The organism is Aeromonas sp. ASNIH4 (genome assembly GCF_002934425.1).
Classification (GTDB): domain Bacteria; phylum Pseudomonadota; class Gammaproteobacteria; order Enterobacterales; family Aeromonadaceae; genus Aeromonas; species Aeromonas hydrophila.
This window is the reverse complement of record NZ_CP026217.1, coordinates 1,466,340-1,487,272: the sequence shown is the minus strand read 5'-3', so window position 1 is coordinate 1,487,272 and position 20,933 is coordinate 1,466,340. Positions and strand designations below refer to the sequence as shown.

The following is a 20,933-nucleotide window of genomic DNA, read 5'->3' as shown; positions in this document are numbered from 1 at the left end:
CCAAGACACCCCAATGAAAGACGGCGCCCCATGGCGCCGTTTTTATTGGTTGCTCAATGAGTTGCAAACCCTCGTTTACAACTATCGTTGAAAACTTCAAAGAATTTGACTTTCGTCACAAATATTCCCTCTCCCAAACGTTTTTGCTACTTTACGGTTTTCTTCACACACCATATCTGCACTCACTTTTGCAAACATAGAGGGATCGTCATGACTGCCAAGTTTTCACTGGACAAGGATAAAATCAAGGTACTGCTGCTGGAGGGGGTTCACCCCAACACGGTGGAAACCTTTCGTGCCGCAGGTTACACCAGTGTGGAGTATCTGAAGACCTCTCTCTCCGAAGAAGATCTGATCGAGCGCATTCGTGACGTGCATTTCGTGGGGCTGCGCTCGCGCACCCAGATCACCGAGAAGGTGCTGGATGCCGCCAACAAGCTGGTGGCCATCGGCTGCTTCTGCATCGGCACCAACCAGGTCGAGCTCGACGCCGCCCATCTGCGCGGCATCCCGGTGTTCAACGCTCCCTTCTCCAACACCCGCTCGGTGGCCGAACTGGTGCTGGGCGAGATCCTGCTGCTGCTGCGCGGCATCCCCGAGAAGAACGCCAAGTGCCATCGCGGTGTGTGGGAAAAACTGGCCAACCGTTCGGTGGAAGCCCGTGGCAAGAAGCTTGGCATCATCGGCTACGGCCACATCGGCACCCAGCTCGGCATCATCGCCGAGAGCATCGGCATGAAGGTCTACTACTACGACATCGAGAACAAGCTCTCCCTCGGCAACGCCATCCAGGTGCCGAGCATGGTCGAGCTGCTCAACATGTCCGACGTCATCAGCCTGCACGTGCCTGAGACCGCCTCCACCAAGGATCTGATCGGTGCCGAGCAACTGCGCATGATGAAACCGGGCGCCATCTTCATCAACGCCTCCCGCGGCACCGTGGTGGACATCGATGCCCTGGCCGACGTCATCAAGAGCGGTCACATCTCCGGCGCCGCCATCGACGTCTTCCCAAGCGAACCCAAGTCCAATGACGAGGAGTTCCTCACTCCGCTGCGCGGGCTGGACAACGTGATCCTGACCCCCCACATCGGCGGCTCCACCCAGGAAGCCCAGGAGAACATCGGGCTGGAAGTGGCCAACAAGCTGGTCAAATACTCGGACAACGGCTCCACCCTCTCCGCCGTCAACTTCCCCGAGGTCTCCCTGCCCGGCCACAAGGGCTCCAGCCGCCTGCTGCACATTCACCGCAACCAGCCCGGCGTGATGAACCAGATCAACCAGATCTTCGCCGACGAGGGGATCAACATCGCCGGTCAATACCTGCAGACCAGCAGCCACATCGGCTACGTGGTGATCGACGTGGAGACCGAGCACAGCGAGAAGGCGCTGGCCAAGCTCAAGGAGATCGGCGGCACCATCCGTGCCCGTATCCTGCACTGATTGGCCTGCAGAGCCGCCCAGCAAAAAGCCCGTCGTGATGACGGGCTTTTTTATGCTGCGATGCTCAACGCACATCCGCGTCCTTGCTCCTTTACCCCCTTCTCCCCTCGTGGGAGAAGGGGTGGGGATGAGGGGGAGAGGAGACCTCCCTCACCCAGCCATCTTCCAAAGGAAAGAGCAATGACGCGATAGAAAATGCGGCCTGACTTACCACCAACCCAGCAGATTTCGGCCAACCAAAGCGCCCCACACCAGGGCGTTCAGGGCCAGCGCGATAAAGACGGCGGCGGAGCCCAGATCCTTGGCGCGACCGGAGAGCTCGTGATGTTCGGAGCCAATGCGATCCACCACCGCCTCGACGGCGGAGTTGAGCACCTCGACGATCACCACCAGCCAGCTGATACAGACCAGCAGCAGGATTTGCTCGAGCGTATCGCCGATCCAGAATGCCAGCGGCATCAACAGCAGGATCAGCATCAGCTCCTGCCGGAAGGCCGCCTCGTTGATCCAGGCTGACTTGAGCCCCTTCATGCTGTAACCGGTTGCATTGATGATGCGGGTGACCCCGGTTGCCCCTGGCTTTGCCACGCTATCTACCTCATTTGGAATCGTTTTGGGGCTCACATCCTATCAGAGCCCCTCGAGGTTTCCATCAGGGGTTTTTTGCTTTATTTTATCCCTTTGCCTCTTCGGCACTCAGTCATTGCTACTGCCCACGCCACCCATTTCGAGAATCGAGTCGTATGTCCATTCACACCGATGAATTGCGCACCCGTCGCCTGGAGTCCCTGATCACTCCCAGCGAACTGGCGCACGCCTTCCCGTTAAGCGACACCGTTGCCCAGAATCTGCTGGATGCCCGCCGCGAAGTGGAAGCGATCCTGGCCGGTGAGGATCAGCGCCTGCTGGTCATCGTCGGTCCCTGCTCCATTCACGACCCGGCCGCCGCCCACGAGTACGCTCTGCGCCTCAATGCCCTGCGCGAGCAGTATAAAGAGAGCCTGTGCATCGTGATGCGCACCTATTTCGAGAAGCCGCGCACCATCGTCGGCTGGAAAGGCCTCATCAATGATCCGCGCCTCGATGGCAGCTTCGACGTCAACGAAGGGCTGAAACTGGCCCGCAAGCTGCTGGTGGACATCAACGCCCTCGGCATGCCCACCGCCACCGAGTTCCTCGACATGGTGACCGGCCAGTACATCAGCGATCTCATCACCTGGGGTGCCATCGGCGCGCGCACCACCGAATCCCAGGTGCACCGCGAGATGGCCTCCGCCCTCTCCTGCCCGGTCGGCTTCAAGAACGGCACCGACGGCAACACCCGCATCGCCATCGATGCGGTGCGCGCCGCCCGTCACAGCCACATCTTCTATTCCCCGGACAAGGACGGCAAGATGACCATCTACCGCACCGCCGGCAACCCCTATGGTCACGTGATCCTGCGCGGCGGTCACCGCCCCAACTACGACACCGCCAGCATCGATGAAGCGTGCGAAGCGCTGGCCGACGTCGGCCTGCCCGAGCGGCTGGTGGTGGATTTCAGCCACGGCAACAGCATGAAGGATCACCGTCGCCAGCTGCTGGTGGCGCAGGACATCTGCGATCAGCTGCGCCGCGGCCGCACCGGCATTGCCGGCATCATGGCCGAGAGCTTCCTGGTGGAAGGGCGGCAGGATGTGGAGAACGGCTGCGCCGTCACCTTCGGCCAGAGCATCACCGATGCCTGCCTCTCCTGGAGCGACACCGAAACCCTGCTGGCCATGCTGGCCGAGGCCGCCCTGGTGCGCCTTGCCAAGCAGCAGGGTTGAGTGCGGATGACGAACGCCGACTGGCGGATAGTGCCCCTCGACGAGACGCTGCTGGCGCAGTGGGCAACCCTGCGCCAGCAGCTGTGGCCGCACCACAAAATGGCGGCCCATCTGCAGGACGGGGCCGAACTGCTGGCCGCAGCCCATCTCAACGCCTTTCTGGTGCTGGATGCGCAGAGCCAGGCCGTGGCCTTTGCCGATGCGGCCCTGCGCCGCGATTACGTGAACGGCTGCGAGAGCAGCCCGGTGGTCTATCTGGAAGGGGTCTATGTGCAGCCGGCTTCACGCCGGCGCGGGTTGGCCCAGGCCTTGATCGCCCGGGTGGCCCAGTGGGGCCGCGAGCTGGGTTGTCGCGAGCTGGCCTCCGATGTCGCCATCGACAACCTTGCCTCCCAGCAGCTGCACCAGCGGCTCGGCTTTGCCGAAACGGAGCGGGTCGTCTTCTTCAAAAAGGCCCTCGGCTGACGCCAGGGCCTTGCTTGTCTCTCACAGGCTCGGCATAAACCAGACCCGGCCGCCCGCCTCGATGCGATCGGTCTTTATCTGAAACACCTGCGCCAGCAGCGCCTCGTCCACCAGCTCGACGCCCCCCTCCCGCACCACCCGTCCCTGTTGCAGACAGAGCAGGCGATCAGCCCAGTCGATGGCCAGGTTGATGTCGTGGATGGCGAGCACCACCAGCAACCCCTGCCCGGCCAGCTGCTTGAGCAGCCGCAGCAGCGCCAGCTGATGGTGCAGATCCAGCCCCGCCAGCGGTTCGTCCAGCAGCAATACGCGCCCGCCCGGATTGAGGCTCGGCCACACCTGCAGCAGGGTGCGGGCGATCAGCACCCGCTGCTGCTCCCCGCCCGACAGGCGGCTGAAGTCCCGCGCCAGCAAGGCTTCCAGCTCCAGCGCCTGGCACAGCGCCTGAATAGCCTCGTTCTGTCTGGCCGCAGGTTGAGCCTCATCGAGCCCCAAGCTCAGCACCTGGAACACCGGAATATGGAACAGCTGGGGCTGGCGCTGGGGCAGCATGGCCCGCCGCTGTGCCAGCGCCGGCCAGCTCAAGTCCGCCAGCGACGCCCCGCCGATGCGCACCTCCCCTTGCCCCGGCAAGAGGCCGGCCAGGGCGCCGAGCAGGGTCGACTTGCCGCTGCCGTTGGGGCCGAGCAGGGCTACCAGCTGGCCCCCCTGCCAGGCAAGGTCGAGGGGTGCGAGCCGGTTGGCGACGGCCAGGGCGCGGGCCGCCAGCAAGGGGGGCTGGCCCCCGAGGAGATCAGGTGCTGGCATGGGCATCTTGCCTCAACAACAGATAGATGAAGAGCGGGGCGCCGACCGAGGCGGTGATGACCCCGATGGGCAGCTCCCCCGCCTGCAGGGCGGAGCGGGCAATGAGATCGGCTGCCAGCAGCAGGGCGCCGCCCCCCAGCGCCGAGGCGGGCAGCAGGAAGCGCTGATCGCTGCCGCCACACAGCCGCAGCAGATGGGGTACCACCAGCCCGACGAAACCGATGACGCCGCACAGCGCCACCGCCATGCCGGTGAGCAGGCACACCGCCAGCACCAGCCGCACCCGCATCTTGTCCACATCGAGCCCCATCAGGCGGGCCTGGGTCTCTCCCAGCAGCAGTTGCTGCAGCGCCTTGCCCTGCCAACCGAGCCAGCCGAGGGCGAGCGGGAACAGCAGCCACCACCAGGCCAGTTGCTGGCTGCCGTAGGCCAGGCTGCCCATCATCCAGAACATGAATTCACGCAGGGAGCCGTCATCGGCAAAGTACATCAGCCAGGTCATGGCGGCGTTGGTGAGGATGCCGATGGCGACCCCGAACAGCAGCAGCCGGGCGTGGCCGAGCCGAGCCCGGCGCGCCAGCCGAATGAGCAGCATGGTCACCAGCAGGGCGCCGCCGAAGGCCGCCAGCGACAGCCCCCAGCCCGGCAGATAAACGCCGAGGGCCTTGGCCACCGCCATCGCCACCATGGCGGCCAATCCCGCCCCGCTCGAGACGCCGAGCAGGCCGGGTTCGGCCACCGGGTTGTGCAGCATCACCTGCAGCACGGCGCCACCGCAGGCGAGCGCCGCCCCCGCCAGCAGGGCCAGCAGGGCGCGCGGCAGGCGCAGCTCCAGCAGGATGCGCTGCTCGAGATCCCCCAGCGGCTGCCAGGGCAACAAGACGAATTCGCCCCAGGCGAGGGAGCAGAGGAACAGCGCCAGGGTCAGCAGCAGCAGGCCGAGCAACCAGCGCCGCTGCCAGCGCTGCTGGCGGGCGAGCAAAGAGAGATACACAGAGGCTCTCCGAAGGTGAGAAGGAGCCGGCGCCAGAGCCTGTCGAGCAGCCGGCGCGAGTCATGAAAAACGCATGATAACAGCGTGTTACTACCCGAGGTCAAGGCTGGTAAGGCTTGGCGAGGGCGGCAATTTCGCCGCTTGCCACCAGCTCCTGCAGGGCCAAGGCCAGCGGTTGCTGCAGCGCCTGATGGGGGGAGTGCTTGCTCATGCCCAGATAGAGCACCACAGGTTGCGGTGGCTGATAGGCCGCCTTGAGCAGGCCGGCCTCGTTGTCCTGGCTCAGGGCGTAGTCCACCTGGCAGTCGGTGCCGATCATCAGCGGCAGGTGGCCGCGCTGCACCATGCGCAGCAGCTGATCCTCGGTGGGCACCCCGTGCTTGTCGAGTCGGTTATCGGCATCAAAGGGGGCAAAATAGGCCGAATTGAGCACATAGCCCACCTTCTTGCCCTGCAGGTCGGCGTAGGTGCGCAGGGTCGATACCGCCGCCGCCTTGCCATAGAAGGCCGGCCGGCACTGATAGTAGGCCGGCTGCAGATAATCGATGAAGGCCGCCCGCTCCACCGTCATCGCCAGCCCGATCATGAGGTCGACCTGGCCGGTCTGCATCTGCTTGAGCGCCCGCCCCCAGGGCACCCGTTTCACCTCGAAGCGGATGCCGCTGCGGCGCTGCAACTGCTGCAAGATGTCCATGTCCAGTCCGCCGAAGCGGCCGTCCGGCTGCACGATCCGAAACGGCGGCCAGACATCGGTGGCCACCGTCAGGGTCGGCGCCCCATGCACCAGGCAGGCAAACAGCAGACCAAGCACACCCCAGCTTGTCTTGCCCATCCCGTACAACCCTCTGTGACTTCATCCTTGATGGATTAAAAATACCCTGCCGCCCCACTTATGAAAACCCGTGGTTCGGAGATAAAATGCGATTGATTTTAAAGGAGAACCTAATGAACCCTATCTTTACCAGCATCGGCCTGCTGCTGTGCAGCAACGTCTTCATGACCTTCGCCTGGTATGCCCACCTCAAGAGCATGAATCACAAACCCTGGATCATCGCCGCCCTGGTGAGCTGGGGCATTGCACTGTTCGAATACCTGCTGCAGGTGCCTGCCAACCGCATCGGCCACACCGTGCTCTCCGTCGGCCAGCTCAAGATCCTGCAGGAGGTGATCACCCTCACCGTGTTCGTCCCCTTCTCCATCTTCTATCTGAAAGAGGATCTGAAATGGGATTACCTGTGGGCCGGCCTGTGCATCCTGGGCGCGGTGTTTTTTGTTTTTCGCGAGAAACTCACCGGCGCCTGACGCTGTACACTCAATGACATTCGATGTAATTGCATCTGCTTGATAGACGAGGCAAAACCAATGGAATTGCGAGACATGCTACAGATCCTGGCCAAACAGGATGGCTCCGACCTCTATCTGTCGACCGGCGCCCCCCCTTGCGCCAAGTTCAACGGCGGCCTGCGTCCGCTCAGTGAAACGCCGCTCGAGCCCGGCGAGGTGGCCAGAATAGCCGACGCCATCATGGACGGCGAGCAAAAGCAGCAGTTCGAGCGGGAGCTGGAGATGAACCTCGCCATCTCGCTGCCCCAGATCGGCCGCTTTCGGATCAACATCTTCAAGCAGCGCAACGAAGTGTCGCTGGTGGCGCGCAACATCAAGACCGAAATCCCCCGCTTCGAGGATCTGAAACTGCCCCCCGTGCTGCTCGACACCATCATGGAGAAGCGCGGCCTGGTGCTGTTCGTCGGCGGTACCGGCTCGGGCAAGTCCACCTCGCTGGCGGCCCTCATCGACCATCGCAACCGCAACAGCGGCGGCCACATCATCACCATCGAGGATCCGGTGGAGTTCGTGCACCGTCACCGCAAGAGCATCATCAACCAGCGCGAGGTGGGGGTGGACACCCGCAGCTTCCACGCTGCCCTCAAGAACACCCTGCGCCAGGCGCCGGACGTGATCCTCATCGGCGAGATCCGCGATCGCGAGACCATGGAGCATGCGCTGGCCTTCTCCGAAACCGGCCACCTGGCGATTTCCACCCTGCACGCCAACAACGCCAACCAGGCGCTGGATCGCATCATCAACTTCTTCCCGGAAGAGCGCCGGCCCCAGCTGCTCAACGACCTTGGCAACAACCTCAAGGCGTTTGTCTCCCAGCGGCTGGTCAAAACCAGCGACGGTGGTCGCCGGGCAGCGGTGGAGATCATGCTGGGCACCCACACCATTCGCGACATGATCAAACGCGGCGAATTTGGCGGCCTCAAGGAGGTGATGGAGAAATCCAAGGCCCTCGGCATGGTCACCTTCGACAGCGCCCTGTTCGATCTGGTGGTAGAGGGGGTGATCGACGAGGAGGAGGCGGTGAAGAACGCCGACTCGGCCAACAACCTGCGCCTCAAGATCAAGCTGTGGAAGGAGAAGGGCCAGATCGCGAGCAGCAGCGATGCCACCGGCTGGAGCCTGGAGCCCACCAAGGACGAAAAAGACGATCTGTTCTGACCTCGCCCGCCCCTGACGGCACCTGCAAACACCCGCTTCGGCGGGTGTTTGCACAAGAAACGCCCGCATCTGGCCGTCCCTCAACGCCACCTCCCTCCCCGCCAGCCCAGCGCCGCCGTGACATCTGGTGAACTATCGCACCATCTGCGACAGGTTTTGTCATCACAAATGACAAAACCATCACTTCACCGAAAAACCGTGTGAGAAGTGTGAGTGAAAGCACTTTCATACTGGCTTCAAAGGAGGCAGTATCAAGGAGTTCTATCAATAAAGGGGTATTCAATGTTGTTACAACCTGCCAATACAGCACAGTCCAGACAGTTGCTGAACGAGACCATGGCCTTGGTTCTCGCAGGAGGGCGGGGCAGTCGCCTCAAACAGTTGACGGACAACAGGGCGAAACCGGCAGTGCATTTCGGCGGCAAGTTCCGCATCATCGACTTCGTACTCTCCAACTGCATCAACTCCGGCATTCGCCGGGTCGGGGTGGTGACCCAATACAAATCCCACAGCCTGCTGCGCCACCTGCAGTCCGGCTGGTCCTTTCTGCGCTACCAGATGAACGAGTTCATCGACCTGCTGCCCGCCCAGCAACGGGTGGACGAGGTCAACTGGTATCGCGGCACCGCCGATGCGGTCTACCAGAATCTGGATATCATTCGCGATCACGGTCCCAAGTATGTGGTGGTGCTGGCGGGAGATCACATCTACAAGATGGATTACGCCGCCATGCTGCTCGATCACGTCAACATGGGGGCCAGGGTGACGGTGGCCTGCATCGAGGTGCCGCGGGATGAGGCGAGCGCCTTCGGGGTGATGGCGGTGGATGGGGATCGCAAGATCAACGCCTTCGTCGAGAAGCCCGCCAACCCGCCCGCCATGCCGGGCAAGCCCGACACCGCGCTGGCCTCCATGGGGGTCTACATCTTCGAGGCCGACTATCTCTACCAGTTGCTGGAAGAGGATCTCGCCAACCCGGCCTCCCACCACGATTTCGGCATGGACGTGATCCCGCGGGTGGTGCAAGAGGGCACCGCCTACGCCCACCCGTTCAGCATGTCCTGCGTCGGCTGCTGCCCGCAAAAGCGCCCCTACTGGCGCGACGTGGGCACGGTGGATTCGTTCTGGGAGGCCAACATGGATCTCGCCTCCGTCACCCCGGAGCTCGACATCTACGATCAGGACTGGCCCATCTGGACCAGCCAGAACATGACCCCGCCCGCCAAGTTCGTGCAGGACAGAAACGGCCAGCACGGCATGACCATCAACTCCATGTTTGCCGGCGGCACCATCGTCAGCGGCTCCTTCATCGTGAGCTCGGTGCTGTTTACCAATGTGCGGGTCGACTCCTTCTGCACCCTGGATCAGGCGGTGATCTTCCCCGGGGTCGAGATAGGCCCGGGCTGCCGGCTGCGCCGGGTGGTGATCGACAAGGGCTGCAAGCTGCCGGAAGGGCTGGTGGTGGGGGAAAACGCCTGCGAGGATGCCCGCCGCTTCTACCGCTCCGAGCAGGGCATAGTGCTGGTCACCAAGGAGATGCTGGCCAGATTGTGATGCCGAACAGTCATAGCAGAGGGAGTCATAGAGGCTCCCTTTTTACATTTGCTTACCGCTCGCCCCTTGCCTGACAGGTTGCCGGGCATGCTACTCTGCGCTCGGCCCTGCCTTCGTCTCACCATGGAATCGCATATGAAAAAACTGGATGTTGCCCGCCTTGCCAGCCTCGCCGACGAGGCCGCCCACTCCCCGCGCCTGCGCATGAACCACAACCTGCATCAGGAGCTGGCCGACCCCATCCAGCGCCTGGCCATCGCCATGGAGCCGGGCACCTATATCCACCCCCATCGCCACCTGCAGACCTGGGAGCTGCTCACCTCGCTGCAAGGGCGCTTCGTGGTGCTCAACTTCGATGACGAGGGCACCGTCATTGCCCGAGCCGTGCTGGGGGAAGAGACCTCGGTGCTGGAGACCCCGATCGCCAGCTGGCATGCGGTGCTCTCTCTGGATCCCGGCGCCGTCATCTTCGAGGTGAAACACGGCCCCTACGCCCCCTTTCGGGAAGAGGACTTCGCCCCCTGGTCACCGGCGGTGGACGACATCGCCGGCCAGCAGGCGCTGATGGCCTGGTATCGCCACGCCGAGGTGGGCCAGCGCTGGCTGGGGCGCTGATCTGCCCCCCCCCCCAACGTGAACACAGCCAACACAGCGAACACGCGCCAATAAAAAGACCCGCCAGCGGCGGGTCTTTTTATATATCTGAATGCGGGGCATCGGGCGCGAGCTCAGCCCTTCTGCACCAGACCAATCTGGCCCGGCTCGCACCACTCGAACATCACCTCCTGGCTCTTGCCGCAGCAGGATCCGCCGCACACCTGGGTCTCCCGCTTGGCGACCCGCCCCTTGCGCATCCAGACGCCGAGCATGGCCTCCACCGCATCTTCCGAGGTGTGGAAGTGGCGGGCCAGCTCGCGCCGGCTCACCTTCTGCTGCGCGGCGAGGTACTCCCCAAGCTCGCGCAGGATCACAGGGTCACCACCTTGCGGGCGACGATGTCGCCGTGGCGACGGCCGGCCCACCAGAGCAGCAGCAGGGAGCCGCCGTAGCTCGCCACCCAGAACAGGCTCTGCTCGGGGTGCGCGGCAAAGGTGGCCAGCTGATAGAAGACGGTGGCGCACATAAAGGCCATGTAGTTGCACCAGGCGGCAGTCAGCAGGGCCCACTGGCGGCCGGTTTCCCGCACCAGGGCGCCCATGGCGGCGGCGCAGGGCATGTAGAGCAGCACGAACAAGAGGTAGGCGAAGGCACCGGCCGCGCCGTCGAAGTGGCTCTGCATGTTGCCGTAGGTGGAGACGTCCACCTCCTGCGCCTCGGCGGCAGCTTTCTGGTCATCCAGGTTGCCCACCGCCAGCCCCATGGGGTCGGTCGGGTCGATGTCGGCCAGATTGGTGGCGACCGCGGCGATCGCCTCCTGGAAGCTGTTCACCAGAGAGAACTCGCTCGCCTCCTCTTCCCCGTCACCGCTGCCGGCGTAGAGGCTGTTCAGGGTACCGACCACCGCCTCTTTGGCGAAGATGCCGGTGACGATGCCGACCGTGGCCTGCCAGTTGTCGTCGCGCACACCGATGGGGTGCAGCACCGGGGTCACCGCCTGGCTGATTTTGCTCAGCACCGAGCTCTCCTGATCCTGATGACCGAAGCTGCCGTCGGTGCCGAGCGAGTTGAGCACGCTCAGCACGGCGACCACCAGCACGATGGTTTTACCGGCGCCAAAGACGAAGGATTTGAGCTTCTGCCAGGTCTTGATGCCGACGTTGACCGGGCGCGGCCACTCGTAGTCCGGCATCTCCATCAGCATGGAGTCGCTCTTGCCCGGCAGCAGGGTGCTGCGCAGCAACAGGCCGGTGAGCACCGCCACCAGGATGCCGATGAGATAGAGACCGAACACCAGGTTCTGGCCGGATTCGGGGAAGAAGGCCACCGCGAACAGGGCGTAGACCGGCAGGCGGGCACCGCACGACATGAAGGGGGCCATGGCCGAGGTCATCAGCCGCTCCCGCTCGGAGTTGAGGGTACGGGTCGCCATCACCGAGGGCACGGTACAGCCAAAGCCCATCAGCATGGGGACGAACGCCTTGCCCGGCAGGCCGAGGCGGCGCATCAGGGCATCCACCACAAAGGCGGCGCGGGCCAGGTAGCCGGAGCTCTCCAGCACCGCCAGGAACAGGTAGAGGCAGCCGATCACCGGAATGAAGGTGGCAACGGTCTGCAAGCCGACGCCGAAGCCGTCCGCCAGGATGGCCCCCAGCCAGTCCGGCGCATGGATCAGCCCCAGCAGGTGGTGCACCCCGTCGACAAACAGGGCACCACCCATGATGTCGAAGAAGTCGATGAAGGCGCTGCCCACCTTGATGGCGAACATGAACATCAGGTACATCACCAGCAGGAAGAAGGGGATACCGAACCAGCGGTTGAGCAGCACCCGATCGAGCCGCTCGCTCTGGGCCGCGGTGAGCTTGCCCTTCTGCTGGCACGCCTGGGCGGCCCACTGGTGGATGTGGCCGTAGCGGATGTCCGCCAGTTGCAGGTCCACGTCCTGCCCGTGGTGAGCGCGGGCCACCACGTTGGCGGCGGCGGCCTGCTGGCCGGGCAGCAGGGTCTCCTGCATCACCGCATCCTCTTCCAGCAGGCGCAGGGCGCGGCCACGGGTGGTGAGGTGGTGCGGGGCAAGCAGGGTCTCGAGCTCCGCCAGATCTTTTTCCAGCTCGCTTCCGTAGTCCAGCAACAGCGCCGGCTGCGGCTGGCCGATGAACTGCTGGATCTGGTTCTTGAAGGCGGCGACCTGCTGGCGGTTGTGGGCCGAGAGGGCCACCACCGGGCAGCCGAGGGTGTTGGCGAGCTTGCTCTCGTCGATGGTGATGCGCCGCTTTTGCAGGATGTCCATCTTGTTGAGCACCACCACCATGGGCAGCCCCAGCTCGCGCAGTTGCAGCGTGAGGTAGAGGGAGCGCTCCAGGTTGGCGGCGTCGATGACGTTGAGCAGCAGATCCGGCTGCTGGCCTTCCACGAAGCGGCTGGCGATCTGCTCGTCCAGGCTCCCCTCCTGGTTGGCCAGGCTGTAAATGCCGGGCAGGTCCATCAGTTTGTAGTCGTGGCCCTGGGCACTGAATTCGCCCATCTTCTTGTCGACGGTGACGCCGCTCCAGTTGCCCACCTGCTGGCGGGCCCCGGTCAGGGCGTTGAACAGGGAGGTCTTGCCGCTATTGGGATTGCCGACGGTTACCAGGGAGTAGTTCATACCGGTTCGACCTCGATAGTGCTTTGACCAAGACGATTGTTTTGTGAGGTGTGTTTCATACCGGCTCGACCTCGATTTGCTGGGCAAGGCTTTTTTGCATGGAGAGGCAGATCCCCTGACACTGGATCTGCAGCGGATCCCCGAGCGGGGCCGCGCGCAAATAGATGACTTCAGTCTGGGGCAGCAAGCCCATCACCATCAGCTTGCGCCGCAGGGGACGGGTCAATTGATTCATGTTCTTGATGCGAGCACTCTGTCCCGGTGACAACTGCGCGAGTACCATGACTGACTCCTGAAGTTAAACAATAATAATTCTCTTTTACTTGGGGCATTATAATCCGTGTTTTCAACGCTTATTTGAGTAAAATCAAACTCCGCTTAGCTAACCTACAAATAACTGCCATGAGTCACGACAACAACAGCCGCCTGGTTTACAGCACGGACGGCGGCATCATCAAAGAACAAAGCCAGCCGCAATCCGCCTCCCCCTTCCCCACCGACGGGGTGGTGCGCATTCGCCGCGAAACCAAGGGGCGCAAGGGCGCCGGGGTCATCACCATCCACGGCGTCCCGGCCGAACAGCAAAAGAGCCTCGCCACCCTGCTCAAGAAAAAGTGCGGCACCGGCGGCGGCCTGAAAGAGGGGGTGATCGAGATCCAGGGGGACAAACGGGATCTGATCAAGGCCGAGCTCGAGAAGGCCGGTTTCAGCGTCAAGCTGGTGGGCGGCTGATCCCCGCGCCGCCCGGCTTGCGTCATTTTCGCTTTTTCCCTAGAATGCCCGCTCCCATCGAGGGGGAGTAGTCTCGCCAGCCGGCCCCAAACCGGTTCGCGACCCTGATCAACATACTTGGTGCCAACTCACCATGGTCAGGGTGATCCACGCCAGCCGCGGATTTGACAAGACCTTTGACGGGCCAGTGCCAATACCGGGGACGGATGGCGCAGGCTTGTCTCAGGTATAACAATTCCGTCCCCCGGTCATTTTTATGGAAGCCTTGTTAACCTCAACCCTCAGCGTGGCCATCGCCGAAATCGGCGACAAGACCCAGCTGCTGGCGCTGTTGCTCATCTGTCGTTTTCGCAAGCCCTGGCCCATCATCGCCGGCATGCTGGCAGCCACCCTGCTCAACCACGCCGGCGCCGCCTGGCTTGGCGAGTTCATCAGCCGCTGGCTCGATCCCAAGGTAATGATCTATCTGGTGGCCGGTGCCTTCATCGCCATGGCCGCCTGGATCCTGGTGCCGGACAAGATGGACGACGAGGAGAGCCCGCTCGACAAATACGGCCCCTTCATGGCCACCTTCGTGCTGTTCTTCATCGCCGAGATCGGCGACAAGACCCAGATCGCCACCGTACTGCTGGCAGCCAAGTACGACTCGCTGACCCAGGTCATCACCGGCACCACCCTCGGCATGATGCTGGCCAACGTGCCAGTGGTGCTGCTTGGCAAGCTGGGGGCCGACCGCCTGCCGCTCAAGGGGATCCGCATCGCCTGCGCCATCCTGTTTGTGGGCCTCGGGGTAAGCACCCTGCTGTTCGCCTGACCCGGCCGGATCAGAAGGTGGCGAGGCAAGGGTGAGCACTTGCCGACGCCACTCCCGCGCCCATGTCGTGTCTTTGCAAGCAAGCCCCGCCCTTTGGCGGGGCTTTTTGCATCCGCTTGCCGGGCTGGTTGCGACCGCAGACGGGGGCTGCCAATCGGCGCCATGGCCGTGGCATAATGCGGCAAACCTGATGGAGCATCCCATGCACTTCACTTCAAGACAGACGCTGCTCGACTGGGTCAGGCGTGGACGCCTCGAGCGGGCCAGTCTGCCCGCCGCCCTCGCCCTGTGCGAGCTGCCCCCCGGCCCTGCCCGCTGGCAGTGGCTGTTCGATCGGCTGCTGCTCTGGCTTGGCAGCCTGTGTCTCGGCGCCGGCCTGGTGTTCTTCGTCGCCTTCAACTGGCAGGAGCTGGGCCGCCTCTCGCGCCTCGTGCTGCTGGAGCTGCCGCTGCTCGCCATGCTGCTGTTGCTGTGGCGCAAGCCCCTCGCCGATAGCCAGCGCCAGGCGCTGCTGCTCGCCATCGCCCTCAACATCGGCGCCCTGCTGGCGCTGGTGGGACAGACCTACCAGACCGGTGCCGATCCCTGGCAGCTGTTCGCCACCTGGGCGCTGATGCTGCTGCCGCTGGCGGCGCTCGGCCAGAGCCCGCTGCTGTGGACCTTGAGCTGGCTGCTCGGCCAGCTGGCGCTGGTGCTCTACTGGCGGCTCGGCCTGTTCAACTTCTTCTTCGCCTTCAACGAGGAGGCCCTCGGCTGGTGCCTGACCCTGTTCAATGCCGCCCTCTGGGGCATATTGCTGCTGGTGCCCGCTCACTACCGGCTGATGCCCTCCTGGCTGGCGGGGCTGGCCGCCGGGTTCGGCGTCACCCTGCTCACCCTGCTGGCGCTGTTCGATGTCGCCTCCCCCTGGGTCTGGCCGGCCTGGCTCAGCTGGCTGGCGGCCGCCTACCTGCGCTGGCATCACAGATTCATCGCCGGGCTCGCCATGGGCTGCCTGAGCCTCATCGTGGTGCTGCTGACCGCGCTCGGCAAATGGATGGAGCCGGACGTGGACGGCTTCCTGCTGCTCTGCCTCATCGCCATCGGCCTGTCGGTGGCTGCCAGCCGCTGGCTGCAACAACAACGGAGGCCCCATGAGTGATCTGACCCCCTGGCAGCGACTGCAACGGGCCCAACTGGTAGAAGGGGATGCCCCCCGTGACGACCAGCCCCACTGGTCGAGCCGCTTTCTGCTGGGCATGGTGGGCTGGATTGCCGCCCTGTTCCTGCTGTTCTTCCTGTTCATGTCGTTCTCCCAGCTCACCCGGGATGCCGACAGCGCCCTGCTGATGGGTGCCGTGCTGATGGTCATCGCCTTTTGCCTCAACCGCTTCGCCACCCGCAGCGATCTGTGGGATCAGTTCGTGCTGGCGCTGGCGCTGACCGGCGACGCCTGGCTGCTCTACGGCCTGCTCGATCGGCTGGATCTGCACTCGGCTCCGCTCTGGTTCGGCCTCGCCCTGCTGTCGCTGGCCATCGCCGCCCTGTTCGAGCACTGGCTGATCCGGCTGTTCCACAGCTTCGCCGCCGCCATCCTGCTCACCCTTGGCCTCGCCTGCCTCGGTCTGCAACTGCTGGCCCTGCCGCTGGTGATGACGGCGGTGGCCCTCTGCTGGCTGCAGGCCGAGCGCGATCCAGTGCGCCACCAGCTCTATGAATCCCTCACCCTGGGGCTGGCGCTCTCCCTGCTGGTGCTGGGGCGCCTGCACCACCCGCTATGGGACGGCGGCGCCAGCATGCTCGACGAGCTGGGCCACTCCCGCCTGCCGCTCTGGCTCAACCCGCTGCTCTGCGCCGCCCTGTTGCTGGGGCTGATGGTCCGGCTGAAACTGCCGCTGCTGTACGGGCTGCCGCTGGTGCTGATCAGCGCCCTCATTCCCGGCATGGGGGCCGGCGCCCTGGTGCTGGTGCTCGGCTTCTATGCCGGCAGCGTCGGCCTGATGACCCTGGCCGGCCTGCTGCTGGTCGGCTTTGGCTCCCTCTATTACTACGATCTGGGGCTGACCCTGATGACCAAATCCTGGCTGCTGCTGGGCTCGGGCGCCCTGCTGCTCGGCGCCCGCCAGCTGCTCAAACGGCTGAGCCTGCGGAGCCCCTCATGAGACGACTCGCCCTGCTGCTGACCGGTATCACCATCCTGGCGGCCATCAATGTCACCGTCTGGCGCTACGAGCGCGCCATGAGCAGCGGCGAGGTGGTGCTGCTGCGCCTCGCCCCGGTCGACCCCCGCTCCCTGATGCAGGGGGATTACATGCGCCTCAACTACGAGCTGGCCCGCCAGCTTGGCAACCGGCAGCAAGATGAGGCCCCCACCAACACCCTGGTGATCCGCCTCGACGAGCAGCAGGTCGCCAGCTGGGTGGAAGGGGGCAAGCCGGATCAGCTGGCCCGCGATGAGCGGCGGCTGCAGGTGCGCCGCAGCGACGGCCAGTGGCTCATCGGCCCCGACGCCTACTTCTTCGAAGAGGGCACCGGCGAGCAGTACGAGGCGGCGCGCTACGGCGAATTTCGCCTGCAGGAGAGCGGCAAGGCGCTCTTGGTGGGGCTTCGCGATGAGCAGTTGAAACCGGTGGGAAATACCAGAGCGCGCTGGTAACTACTGGCAATATCAGGCTTTTTTGCCCACACTAGGGCAAGATGGATCGCCCGCACTACGCCAAGGAATGCCCATGAGGATAAGGTTTTGCGGTTGCCTGCTGCTGTTGTCATGCCTTGGCACGGCGCAGGCCGAGCTCGGCAAGCTGGAGTACCTGACCGAGGAGTATCCCCCCTACAACTTCACCGACCAGAGCGGTCAGCCCGGCGGGCTGGCGGTGGAGCTGCTGCAACTGATCTGGCAGCGCACCCAGACCCCTGCCCAGCCGATACGCATCCTGCCCTGGGCGCGGGGTTACTACCTGCTGACCCAGAAACCCAACGTGGTGCTCTTCTCCACCGCCCGCACCGACACCCGCGACCCCCTGTTCAAGTGGGTGTGTCCCATCGGCTACTCCGAGTACGTGCTGCTGGCCCACAAGCGCCGCCCCCTCACCCTCAGCGCCGTCGAGCAGATCAACGACTACCGCATCAGCGCCGTGCGCGCCGATGCCTCCGAACAGCTGCTGCTCAACCGCGGCATGGACGAGAGCCGCATCATCTCCGCCAACCGGCTGAGCCAGGCGCTGAAGATGCTGGTGTCGGGCCGCGCCGATCTGCTGGCCACCGGCAAGCTGGCGGGTTATGACGCCATCAAGGCGCTGCAGCTCGATGCCAATGACTTCACGGTAGCCTTCGTGCTGGATGCCGAGGAGCTCTGCTACGCCTTCAGTCGCCAGGTGGATGACGGCGTCATCAAGCAGTTCCAGCGCGCCCTCACCCAGGCGCTCGCCTCTTCGGAATATCAGGGACTGCGGCTCAAATACCTGCCTGCCCCCTGAGCAAGGCCCGCTACCTCTCGCCGCCAGTCAGTCGTGAGTGGCGATTTGGCGGGCTTTGATAACACTTGAGAATGACGCTACACCCCACCAGGATGGCCAACATGAAAAAATGGATTGGATTCGCCGCACTCGCGTTTGTCACCCTCGCCCAGGCCAGCCCGGAGCTTGGCAAGCTGCACTACCTCACCGAAGAGTACAAACCCTACAACTTCTCCAACGAATCCGGCGCCCCCACCGGGCTCGCCGTCGAGCTGCTGCAGCAGGTATGGCAGAAGACCAACACCCCGCAGCAACCCATCACCATCATGCCCTGGGCGCGGGGTTACTACTTGCTGACCCAGAAACCCAACGTGGTGCTCTTCTCCACCGCCCGCACCGAGGCGCGGGATCCGCTGTTCAAGTGGGCCTGTCCCATCGGCTATGCCGAAATCGTGCTGATGGGGCTGGCCAAGAGCCCGGTCAACATCGCCAAGCTGGAAGATGCCGAAAAGTACAACATAGGGGCGGTGCGGGCCGACGTGGGGGAGCAGCTGCTGCTCAACAACGGCTTTGACGAGCAGAAGATCATGACCGCCAACCGCCTGCCCCAGGCGCTCAAGATGCTCACCTCGGGCCGGGTCGATCTCATCTCCACCAACAAGACCACCATGCTGGATCTGATCGCCTCCCAGCAGCTGGATCCCGCCCAGTTCAAGGTGTTCTGGATGCTGAGCTCGGAGCAGTTCTGCTTCGCCTTCAGCCACCCGGTGAGCGACGAGTTGGTCAAGGAGTTCCAGAGCGGCCTGACCCAGGTGCTGGCCAGCAGCGAGTTCCAGCAGATCCAGGCCAAGTACTTCCCCGCCCGCTGAGGGGCGGCATGAAAAAGGGGCCCGCCGGGGCCCCTTTTGTTTGTCTCGCCTGCGCGGTCAGCTCGGCCGACGGCGCTGGCGCTTGACCTCGTACATGCAGGCATCGGCCAGCCTCAGCGCCTCGTCCACCGTACTGCTGGCCGGATCGATGGCCACCACCCCCACGCTGGCGCCGGGGTAGTGCAGCAGGCCGGCGGGCACCTCGAGCTGCACCAGGCTCGCCTCGAACAGCCGGCGCTGAAAGCCCTGCACCGCCGCCTCCCGCGTCTCTTCGCCGCACTGCGGCCCCATTCCCACCGCCACGAACTCGTCGCCCCCCACCCGCGCCAGCAGATCGCTGCCGCGCAGCACGGTTGAGAGCGCCGCAGCCACCCGTTGCAACAGCAGGTCGCCGGTGTCGTGACCGTGGGTATCGTTGATGGCCTTGAAGCCGTCGAGATCGATGAAGCCGAGCAGCAGCGGATGTTCGACCCGCTCCGCCAGTGAAAACAGCCGGTTGAGCTCGTGCATCAGCGCCCGCCGGTTGGGCAGCCCGGTCAGCGGGTCGCTCAGCGCCTGGCGCGACAGCTCGTGGTTGGCCTGCTGCAACTGCTGCAGCAGCTGTTCGCGCTCCACCTGTTCGGCGATCAATCGGGCAAAGAAGGCGATCAGGTGATCCGAGCCCGCCGTCAGCGGCTTTTGCTCGGCACTGGCGGCGCACAGGGTGCCATAGAGGGAGCCCGAAGGGGTCTGCACCGGACAGCTCAGGTAGGTGCGGATGCCAAGGGCCCGCGCCGCCTGGGAATCCCCCCAGCAGCTCGCCACATCTTCGGTGTAAAAACGCCCCTCGTCGAGGGCCCGTCGGCAAAGGGTATCGCCCCAGGCCACCGAGGCCCCCTCGGGGATCTGCAGGGCGGCGGCGTTGCGGGCAAAACGGATATGTTGGGTGTCGTGACCAAGGTCGATTTCGGTCAGATAGGTGGATTCAAGCCCGGTGACCGTCTCGAGCATCTCCAGCAGCGGGCGGGTCAGGCTCTCCAGATCCCGCGCCCCGGTCACTTGCAGCGACAACGCCTGCAATATTCTGTCCATGCACACCTCCCTGCTTGCATGTCTATTGCTGAAACGATAGCCAACCTCGGGGGCCCTTCACAAGCCGCGCGCGCCCGCCGTGGCACAATTTTTGCGGTTTTGGCAGCCTTTGTCGTCGAACGGCCCTCGATTGTCCGACAACGCGCTCCGTTTGCAGCCAACGCGGGGCGGCCCGATCTGAGCCGTGGTGACCGCCCCCTATTGAGGGCAGCGGCGCCTGTCGGGCGGCATTATTGGCTGCGGCGGCTTGGCTGTGGCGCGAATGCTGTCGAGGACTGGGCTCATGATGGCCCCTGGCGCTCTGCTTGTCTGCTTATCAGCCAGACGCGGCGCTCATCTTCCATCACACCCCGGTCGCGGGTCAACCGCCGGTTGCCACTTTGCAGCAAAGGAGAAAAACCATTTAATTCTGATAGTTGCATCACTAATTTCATGGATTTGGATGGCCCCGCCGAAGCGGGTTCCGTAAGATGACCATCGGCCCCTGTTGGCCCCGAGTATTCATGGATGGTCAAGGGCGCAAGGTGGCGGCGACAGTCAGGGGCGGCAGCGTCTTTGGCAGATAGCACGCGGACTGTGAGCCAGCCGCCCTGTTTGGCCCAACACCCGATACGGCTCGGCACTATCCGGGTTATTTGACCCGCATCAGGCGATGGCGGATGTCACCCAGCTCGACCTGGATCACCTGGGAGCGCTGCATGGCATCGACCCGCTGCAGCATGTCGGCGCTGTACTGCTTGCGCCGCATCCACTGCATGGGCTCCTCGAAGCTGCCTTCGTTGACGATAAAGGTATCCGTGTAGGTGTCGTTCACTATGCTGACCACCCAGATGCGCTGCTGAAACTCCGAGAGTTCGGCAAAGAGCGCGGCCCCGCGGGTCGCGAGCCAGCGCCCTGCCCGAGTGATCCTGTTTTTACTGCCAACGAGCCGGTTTGCCATAAGTGATAAGAGTTGGGTAAGAAAACGGTTGGGCATCCTAGCATTCCAGAGGATGGGTCACCAAGCAGCGGGAGTGCACCTCTCCCACCACGGGATGAGGCGCAGGGTGCAATAAGCCTGTAGGGTCGATTAGCGCAGCGTAATCGTCCGCGGTAACCATCCCCTCTCCCCCTGCGGGAGACAGGTAGGGTGCCAATAAGCGAAGCGCATTGCACCGGGGAACGATCCCCTCTCCCCTTGGGGTCAATGGGTGGGGTCG

24 protein-coding genes are annotated in these 20,933 nt (G+C 63.9%); 14 read left to right on the top strand and 10 right to left on the bottom strand.

The genetic code is table 11. From position 1 onward, the window contains the following. Nucleotides 1-210: 210 nt before the first annotated feature. Nucleotides 211-1,443, top strand: a complete 1,233-nt coding sequence (gene serA / locus C2U40_RS06990; protein WP_024946386.1) for a phosphoglycerate dehydrogenase — start codon at nucleotides 211-213, stop codon at nucleotides 1,441-1,443. Nucleotides 1,444-1,650: 207 nt separating this feature from the next. On the opposite strand, the gene C2U40_RS06985 is transcribed toward serA, so the two are convergent. After that, nucleotides 1,651-2,031, bottom strand: coding sequence for a diacylglycerol kinase (locus tag C2U40_RS06985; RefSeq protein WP_011706544.1), 381 nt, complete (start codon nucleotides 2,029-2,031; stop codon nucleotides 1,651-1,653). Between the two features lie 155 nt (nucleotides 2,032-2,186). Between C2U40_RS06985 and C2U40_RS06980 the strand changes: the two genes are divergently transcribed. Continuing rightward, complete coding sequence (locus tag C2U40_RS06980; RefSeq protein ID WP_017410874.1) at nucleotides 2,187-3,251, top strand: 3-deoxy-7-phosphoheptulonate synthase; 1,065 nt, start codon at nucleotides 2,187-2,189, stop codon at nucleotides 3,249-3,251. 6 nt (nucleotides 3,252-3,257) lie between these two features. Then, nucleotides 3,258-3,716: an aminoglycoside 6'-N-acetyltransferase gene (gene aac(6') / locus C2U40_RS06975; protein WP_103828717.1), complete on the top strand. Its 459-nt coding sequence runs from the start codon at nucleotides 3,258-3,260 to the stop codon at nucleotides 3,714-3,716. A gap of 21 nt (nucleotides 3,717-3,737) precedes the next feature. Here aac(6') and C2U40_RS06970 read toward each other — a convergent pair whose 3' ends face one another. The 3 genes from C2U40_RS06970 to C2U40_RS06960 form a co-directional block, all read right to left on the bottom strand. Then, nucleotides 3,738-4,523, bottom strand: coding sequence for an ATP-binding cassette domain-containing protein (locus tag C2U40_RS06970; protein ID WP_181014921.1), 786 nt, complete (start codon nucleotides 4,521-4,523; stop codon nucleotides 3,738-3,740). Continuing rightward, nucleotides 4,510-5,517 (bottom strand): vitamin B12 ABC transporter permease BtuC, encoded by a 1,008-nt coding sequence (gene btuC, locus C2U40_RS06965; protein ID WP_103828718.1) that lies wholly within the window; start codon nucleotides 5,515-5,517, stop codon nucleotides 4,510-4,512. The genes C2U40_RS06970 and btuC overlap by 14 nt, the downstream gene beginning before the upstream one ends. Before the next feature lie 100 nt (nucleotides 5,518-5,617). After that, the gene (locus C2U40_RS06960; RefSeq protein WP_103828719.1) at nucleotides 5,618-6,349 is read right to left on the bottom strand and encodes a substrate-binding periplasmic protein; all 732 of its coding nucleotides are present in this window, start codon (nucleotides 6,347-6,349) and stop codon (nucleotides 5,618-5,620) included. Nucleotides 6,350-6,462: 113 nt separating this feature from the next. Here C2U40_RS06960 and C2U40_RS06955 point away from each other — a divergent pair, with 113 nt between their 5' ends. The 4 genes from C2U40_RS06955 (at nucleotide 6,463) to C2U40_RS06940 (ending at nucleotide 10,188) form a co-directional block, all read left to right on the top strand. Continuing rightward, nucleotides 6,463-6,819, top strand: a complete 357-nt coding sequence (locus C2U40_RS06955; protein WP_005302630.1) for a DMT family protein — start codon at nucleotides 6,463-6,465, stop codon at nucleotides 6,817-6,819. Between the two features lie 60 nt (nucleotides 6,820-6,879). Then, entirely contained in the window at nucleotides 6,880-8,019 is a 1,140-nt protein-coding gene (gene tapW / locus C2U40_RS06950; protein ID WP_011706550.1) for a type IVa pilus ATPase TapW, read from the top strand. Nucleotides 8,020-8,301: 282 nt separating this feature from the next. Next, on the top strand, nucleotides 8,302-9,573 hold the full coding sequence (gene glgC / locus C2U40_RS06945) for a glucose-1-phosphate adenylyltransferase (protein WP_011706551.1): 1,272 nt from the start codon (nucleotides 8,302-8,304) through the stop codon (nucleotides 9,571-9,573). Nucleotides 9,574-9,708: 135 nt separating this feature from the next. After that, nucleotides 9,709-10,188, top strand: a complete 480-nt coding sequence (locus C2U40_RS06940; RefSeq protein WP_181014922.1) for a WbuC family cupin fold metalloprotein — start codon at nucleotides 9,709-9,711, stop codon at nucleotides 10,186-10,188. A gap of 113 nt (nucleotides 10,189-10,301) precedes the next feature. Here the strand turns inward: C2U40_RS06940 and C2U40_RS06935 are convergent, their stop codons facing one another. From C2U40_RS06935 to C2U40_RS06925, 3 genes are read right to left on the bottom strand one after another with little or no spacing between them, the layout of a single operon-like run. Next, the gene (locus C2U40_RS06935; RefSeq protein WP_011706553.1) at nucleotides 10,302-10,544 is read right to left on the bottom strand and encodes a FeoC-like transcriptional regulator; all 243 of its coding nucleotides are present in this window, start codon (nucleotides 10,542-10,544) and stop codon (nucleotides 10,302-10,304) included. Further along, nucleotides 10,541-12,814 (bottom strand): Fe(2+) transporter permease subunit FeoB, encoded by a 2,274-nt coding sequence (gene feoB, locus C2U40_RS06930; RefSeq protein ID WP_044800326.1) that lies wholly within the window; start codon nucleotides 12,812-12,814, stop codon nucleotides 10,541-10,543. The genes C2U40_RS06935 and feoB overlap by 4 nt, the downstream gene beginning before the upstream one ends. 55 nt (nucleotides 12,815-12,869) lie before the next feature. Further along, nucleotides 12,870-13,097, bottom strand: a complete 228-nt coding sequence (locus C2U40_RS06925) for a FeoA family protein (RefSeq protein WP_005302641.1) — start codon at nucleotides 13,095-13,097, stop codon at nucleotides 12,870-12,872. 119 nt (nucleotides 13,098-13,216) lie between these two features. Between C2U40_RS06925 and C2U40_RS06920 the strand changes: the two genes are divergently transcribed. The 7 genes from C2U40_RS06920 (at nucleotide 13,217) to C2U40_RS06890 (ending at nucleotide 18,663) form a co-directional block, all read left to right on the top strand. Further along, complete coding sequence (locus C2U40_RS06920) at nucleotides 13,217-13,546, top strand: translation initiation factor (protein WP_043123987.1); 330 nt, start codon at nucleotides 13,217-13,219, stop codon at nucleotides 13,544-13,546. Nucleotides 13,547-13,802: 256 nt separating this feature from the next. Next, nucleotides 13,803-14,360, top strand: a complete 558-nt coding sequence (locus C2U40_RS06915) for a TMEM165/GDT1 family protein (protein ID WP_103828722.1) — start codon at nucleotides 13,803-13,805, stop codon at nucleotides 14,358-14,360. Nucleotides 14,361-14,562: 202 nt separating this feature from the next. Further along, nucleotides 14,563-15,501, top strand: coding sequence for a DUF2157 domain-containing protein (locus C2U40_RS06910; protein WP_181014923.1), 939 nt, complete (start codon nucleotides 14,563-14,565; stop codon nucleotides 15,499-15,501). Beyond that, a complete protein-coding gene (locus C2U40_RS06905) occupies nucleotides 15,494-16,501 on the top strand; it encodes a DUF4401 domain-containing protein (protein ID WP_103828724.1) in 1,008 nt (335 codons plus the stop codon). The genes C2U40_RS06910 and C2U40_RS06905 overlap by 8 nt, the downstream gene beginning before the upstream one ends. Beyond that, complete coding sequence (locus C2U40_RS06900) at nucleotides 16,498-16,995, top strand: GDYXXLXY domain-containing protein (protein WP_103828725.1); 498 nt, start codon at nucleotides 16,498-16,500, stop codon at nucleotides 16,993-16,995. The genes C2U40_RS06905 and C2U40_RS06900 overlap by 4 nt, the downstream gene beginning before the upstream one ends. Before the next feature lie 73 nt (nucleotides 16,996-17,068). Continuing rightward, on the top strand, nucleotides 17,069-17,815 hold the full coding sequence (locus C2U40_RS06895) for a substrate-binding periplasmic protein (protein WP_041216775.1): 747 nt from the start codon (nucleotides 17,069-17,071) through the stop codon (nucleotides 17,813-17,815). Nucleotides 17,816-17,916: 101 nt separating this feature from the next. Next, the gene (locus C2U40_RS06890; RefSeq protein WP_011706560.1) at nucleotides 17,917-18,663 is read left to right on the top strand and encodes a substrate-binding periplasmic protein; all 747 of its coding nucleotides are present in this window, start codon (nucleotides 17,917-17,919) and stop codon (nucleotides 18,661-18,663) included. A 57-nt stretch (nucleotides 18,664-18,720) separates the two neighbouring features. Here the strand turns inward: C2U40_RS06890 and C2U40_RS06885 are convergent, their stop codons facing one another. The 3 genes from C2U40_RS06885 to C2U40_RS06880 form a co-directional block, all read right to left on the bottom strand. Beyond that, entirely contained in the window at nucleotides 18,721-19,734 is a 1,014-nt protein-coding gene (locus C2U40_RS06885) for a sensor domain-containing diguanylate cyclase (RefSeq protein WP_103828726.1), read from the bottom strand. Between the two features lie 281 nt (nucleotides 19,735-20,015). Beyond that, nucleotides 20,016-20,168 carry a hypothetical protein gene (locus tag C2U40_RS26010; RefSeq protein WP_158656430.1) on the bottom strand — a complete coding sequence of 51 codons (153 nt, stop codon included), beginning with the start codon at nucleotides 20,166-20,168 and terminating at the stop codon, nucleotides 20,016-20,018. A 197-nt stretch (nucleotides 20,169-20,365) separates the two neighbouring features. After that, entirely contained in the window at nucleotides 20,366-20,674 is a 309-nt protein-coding gene (locus C2U40_RS06880) for a hypothetical protein (protein ID WP_076361387.1), read from the bottom strand. Nucleotides 20,675-20,933: the final 259 nt, after the last annotated feature.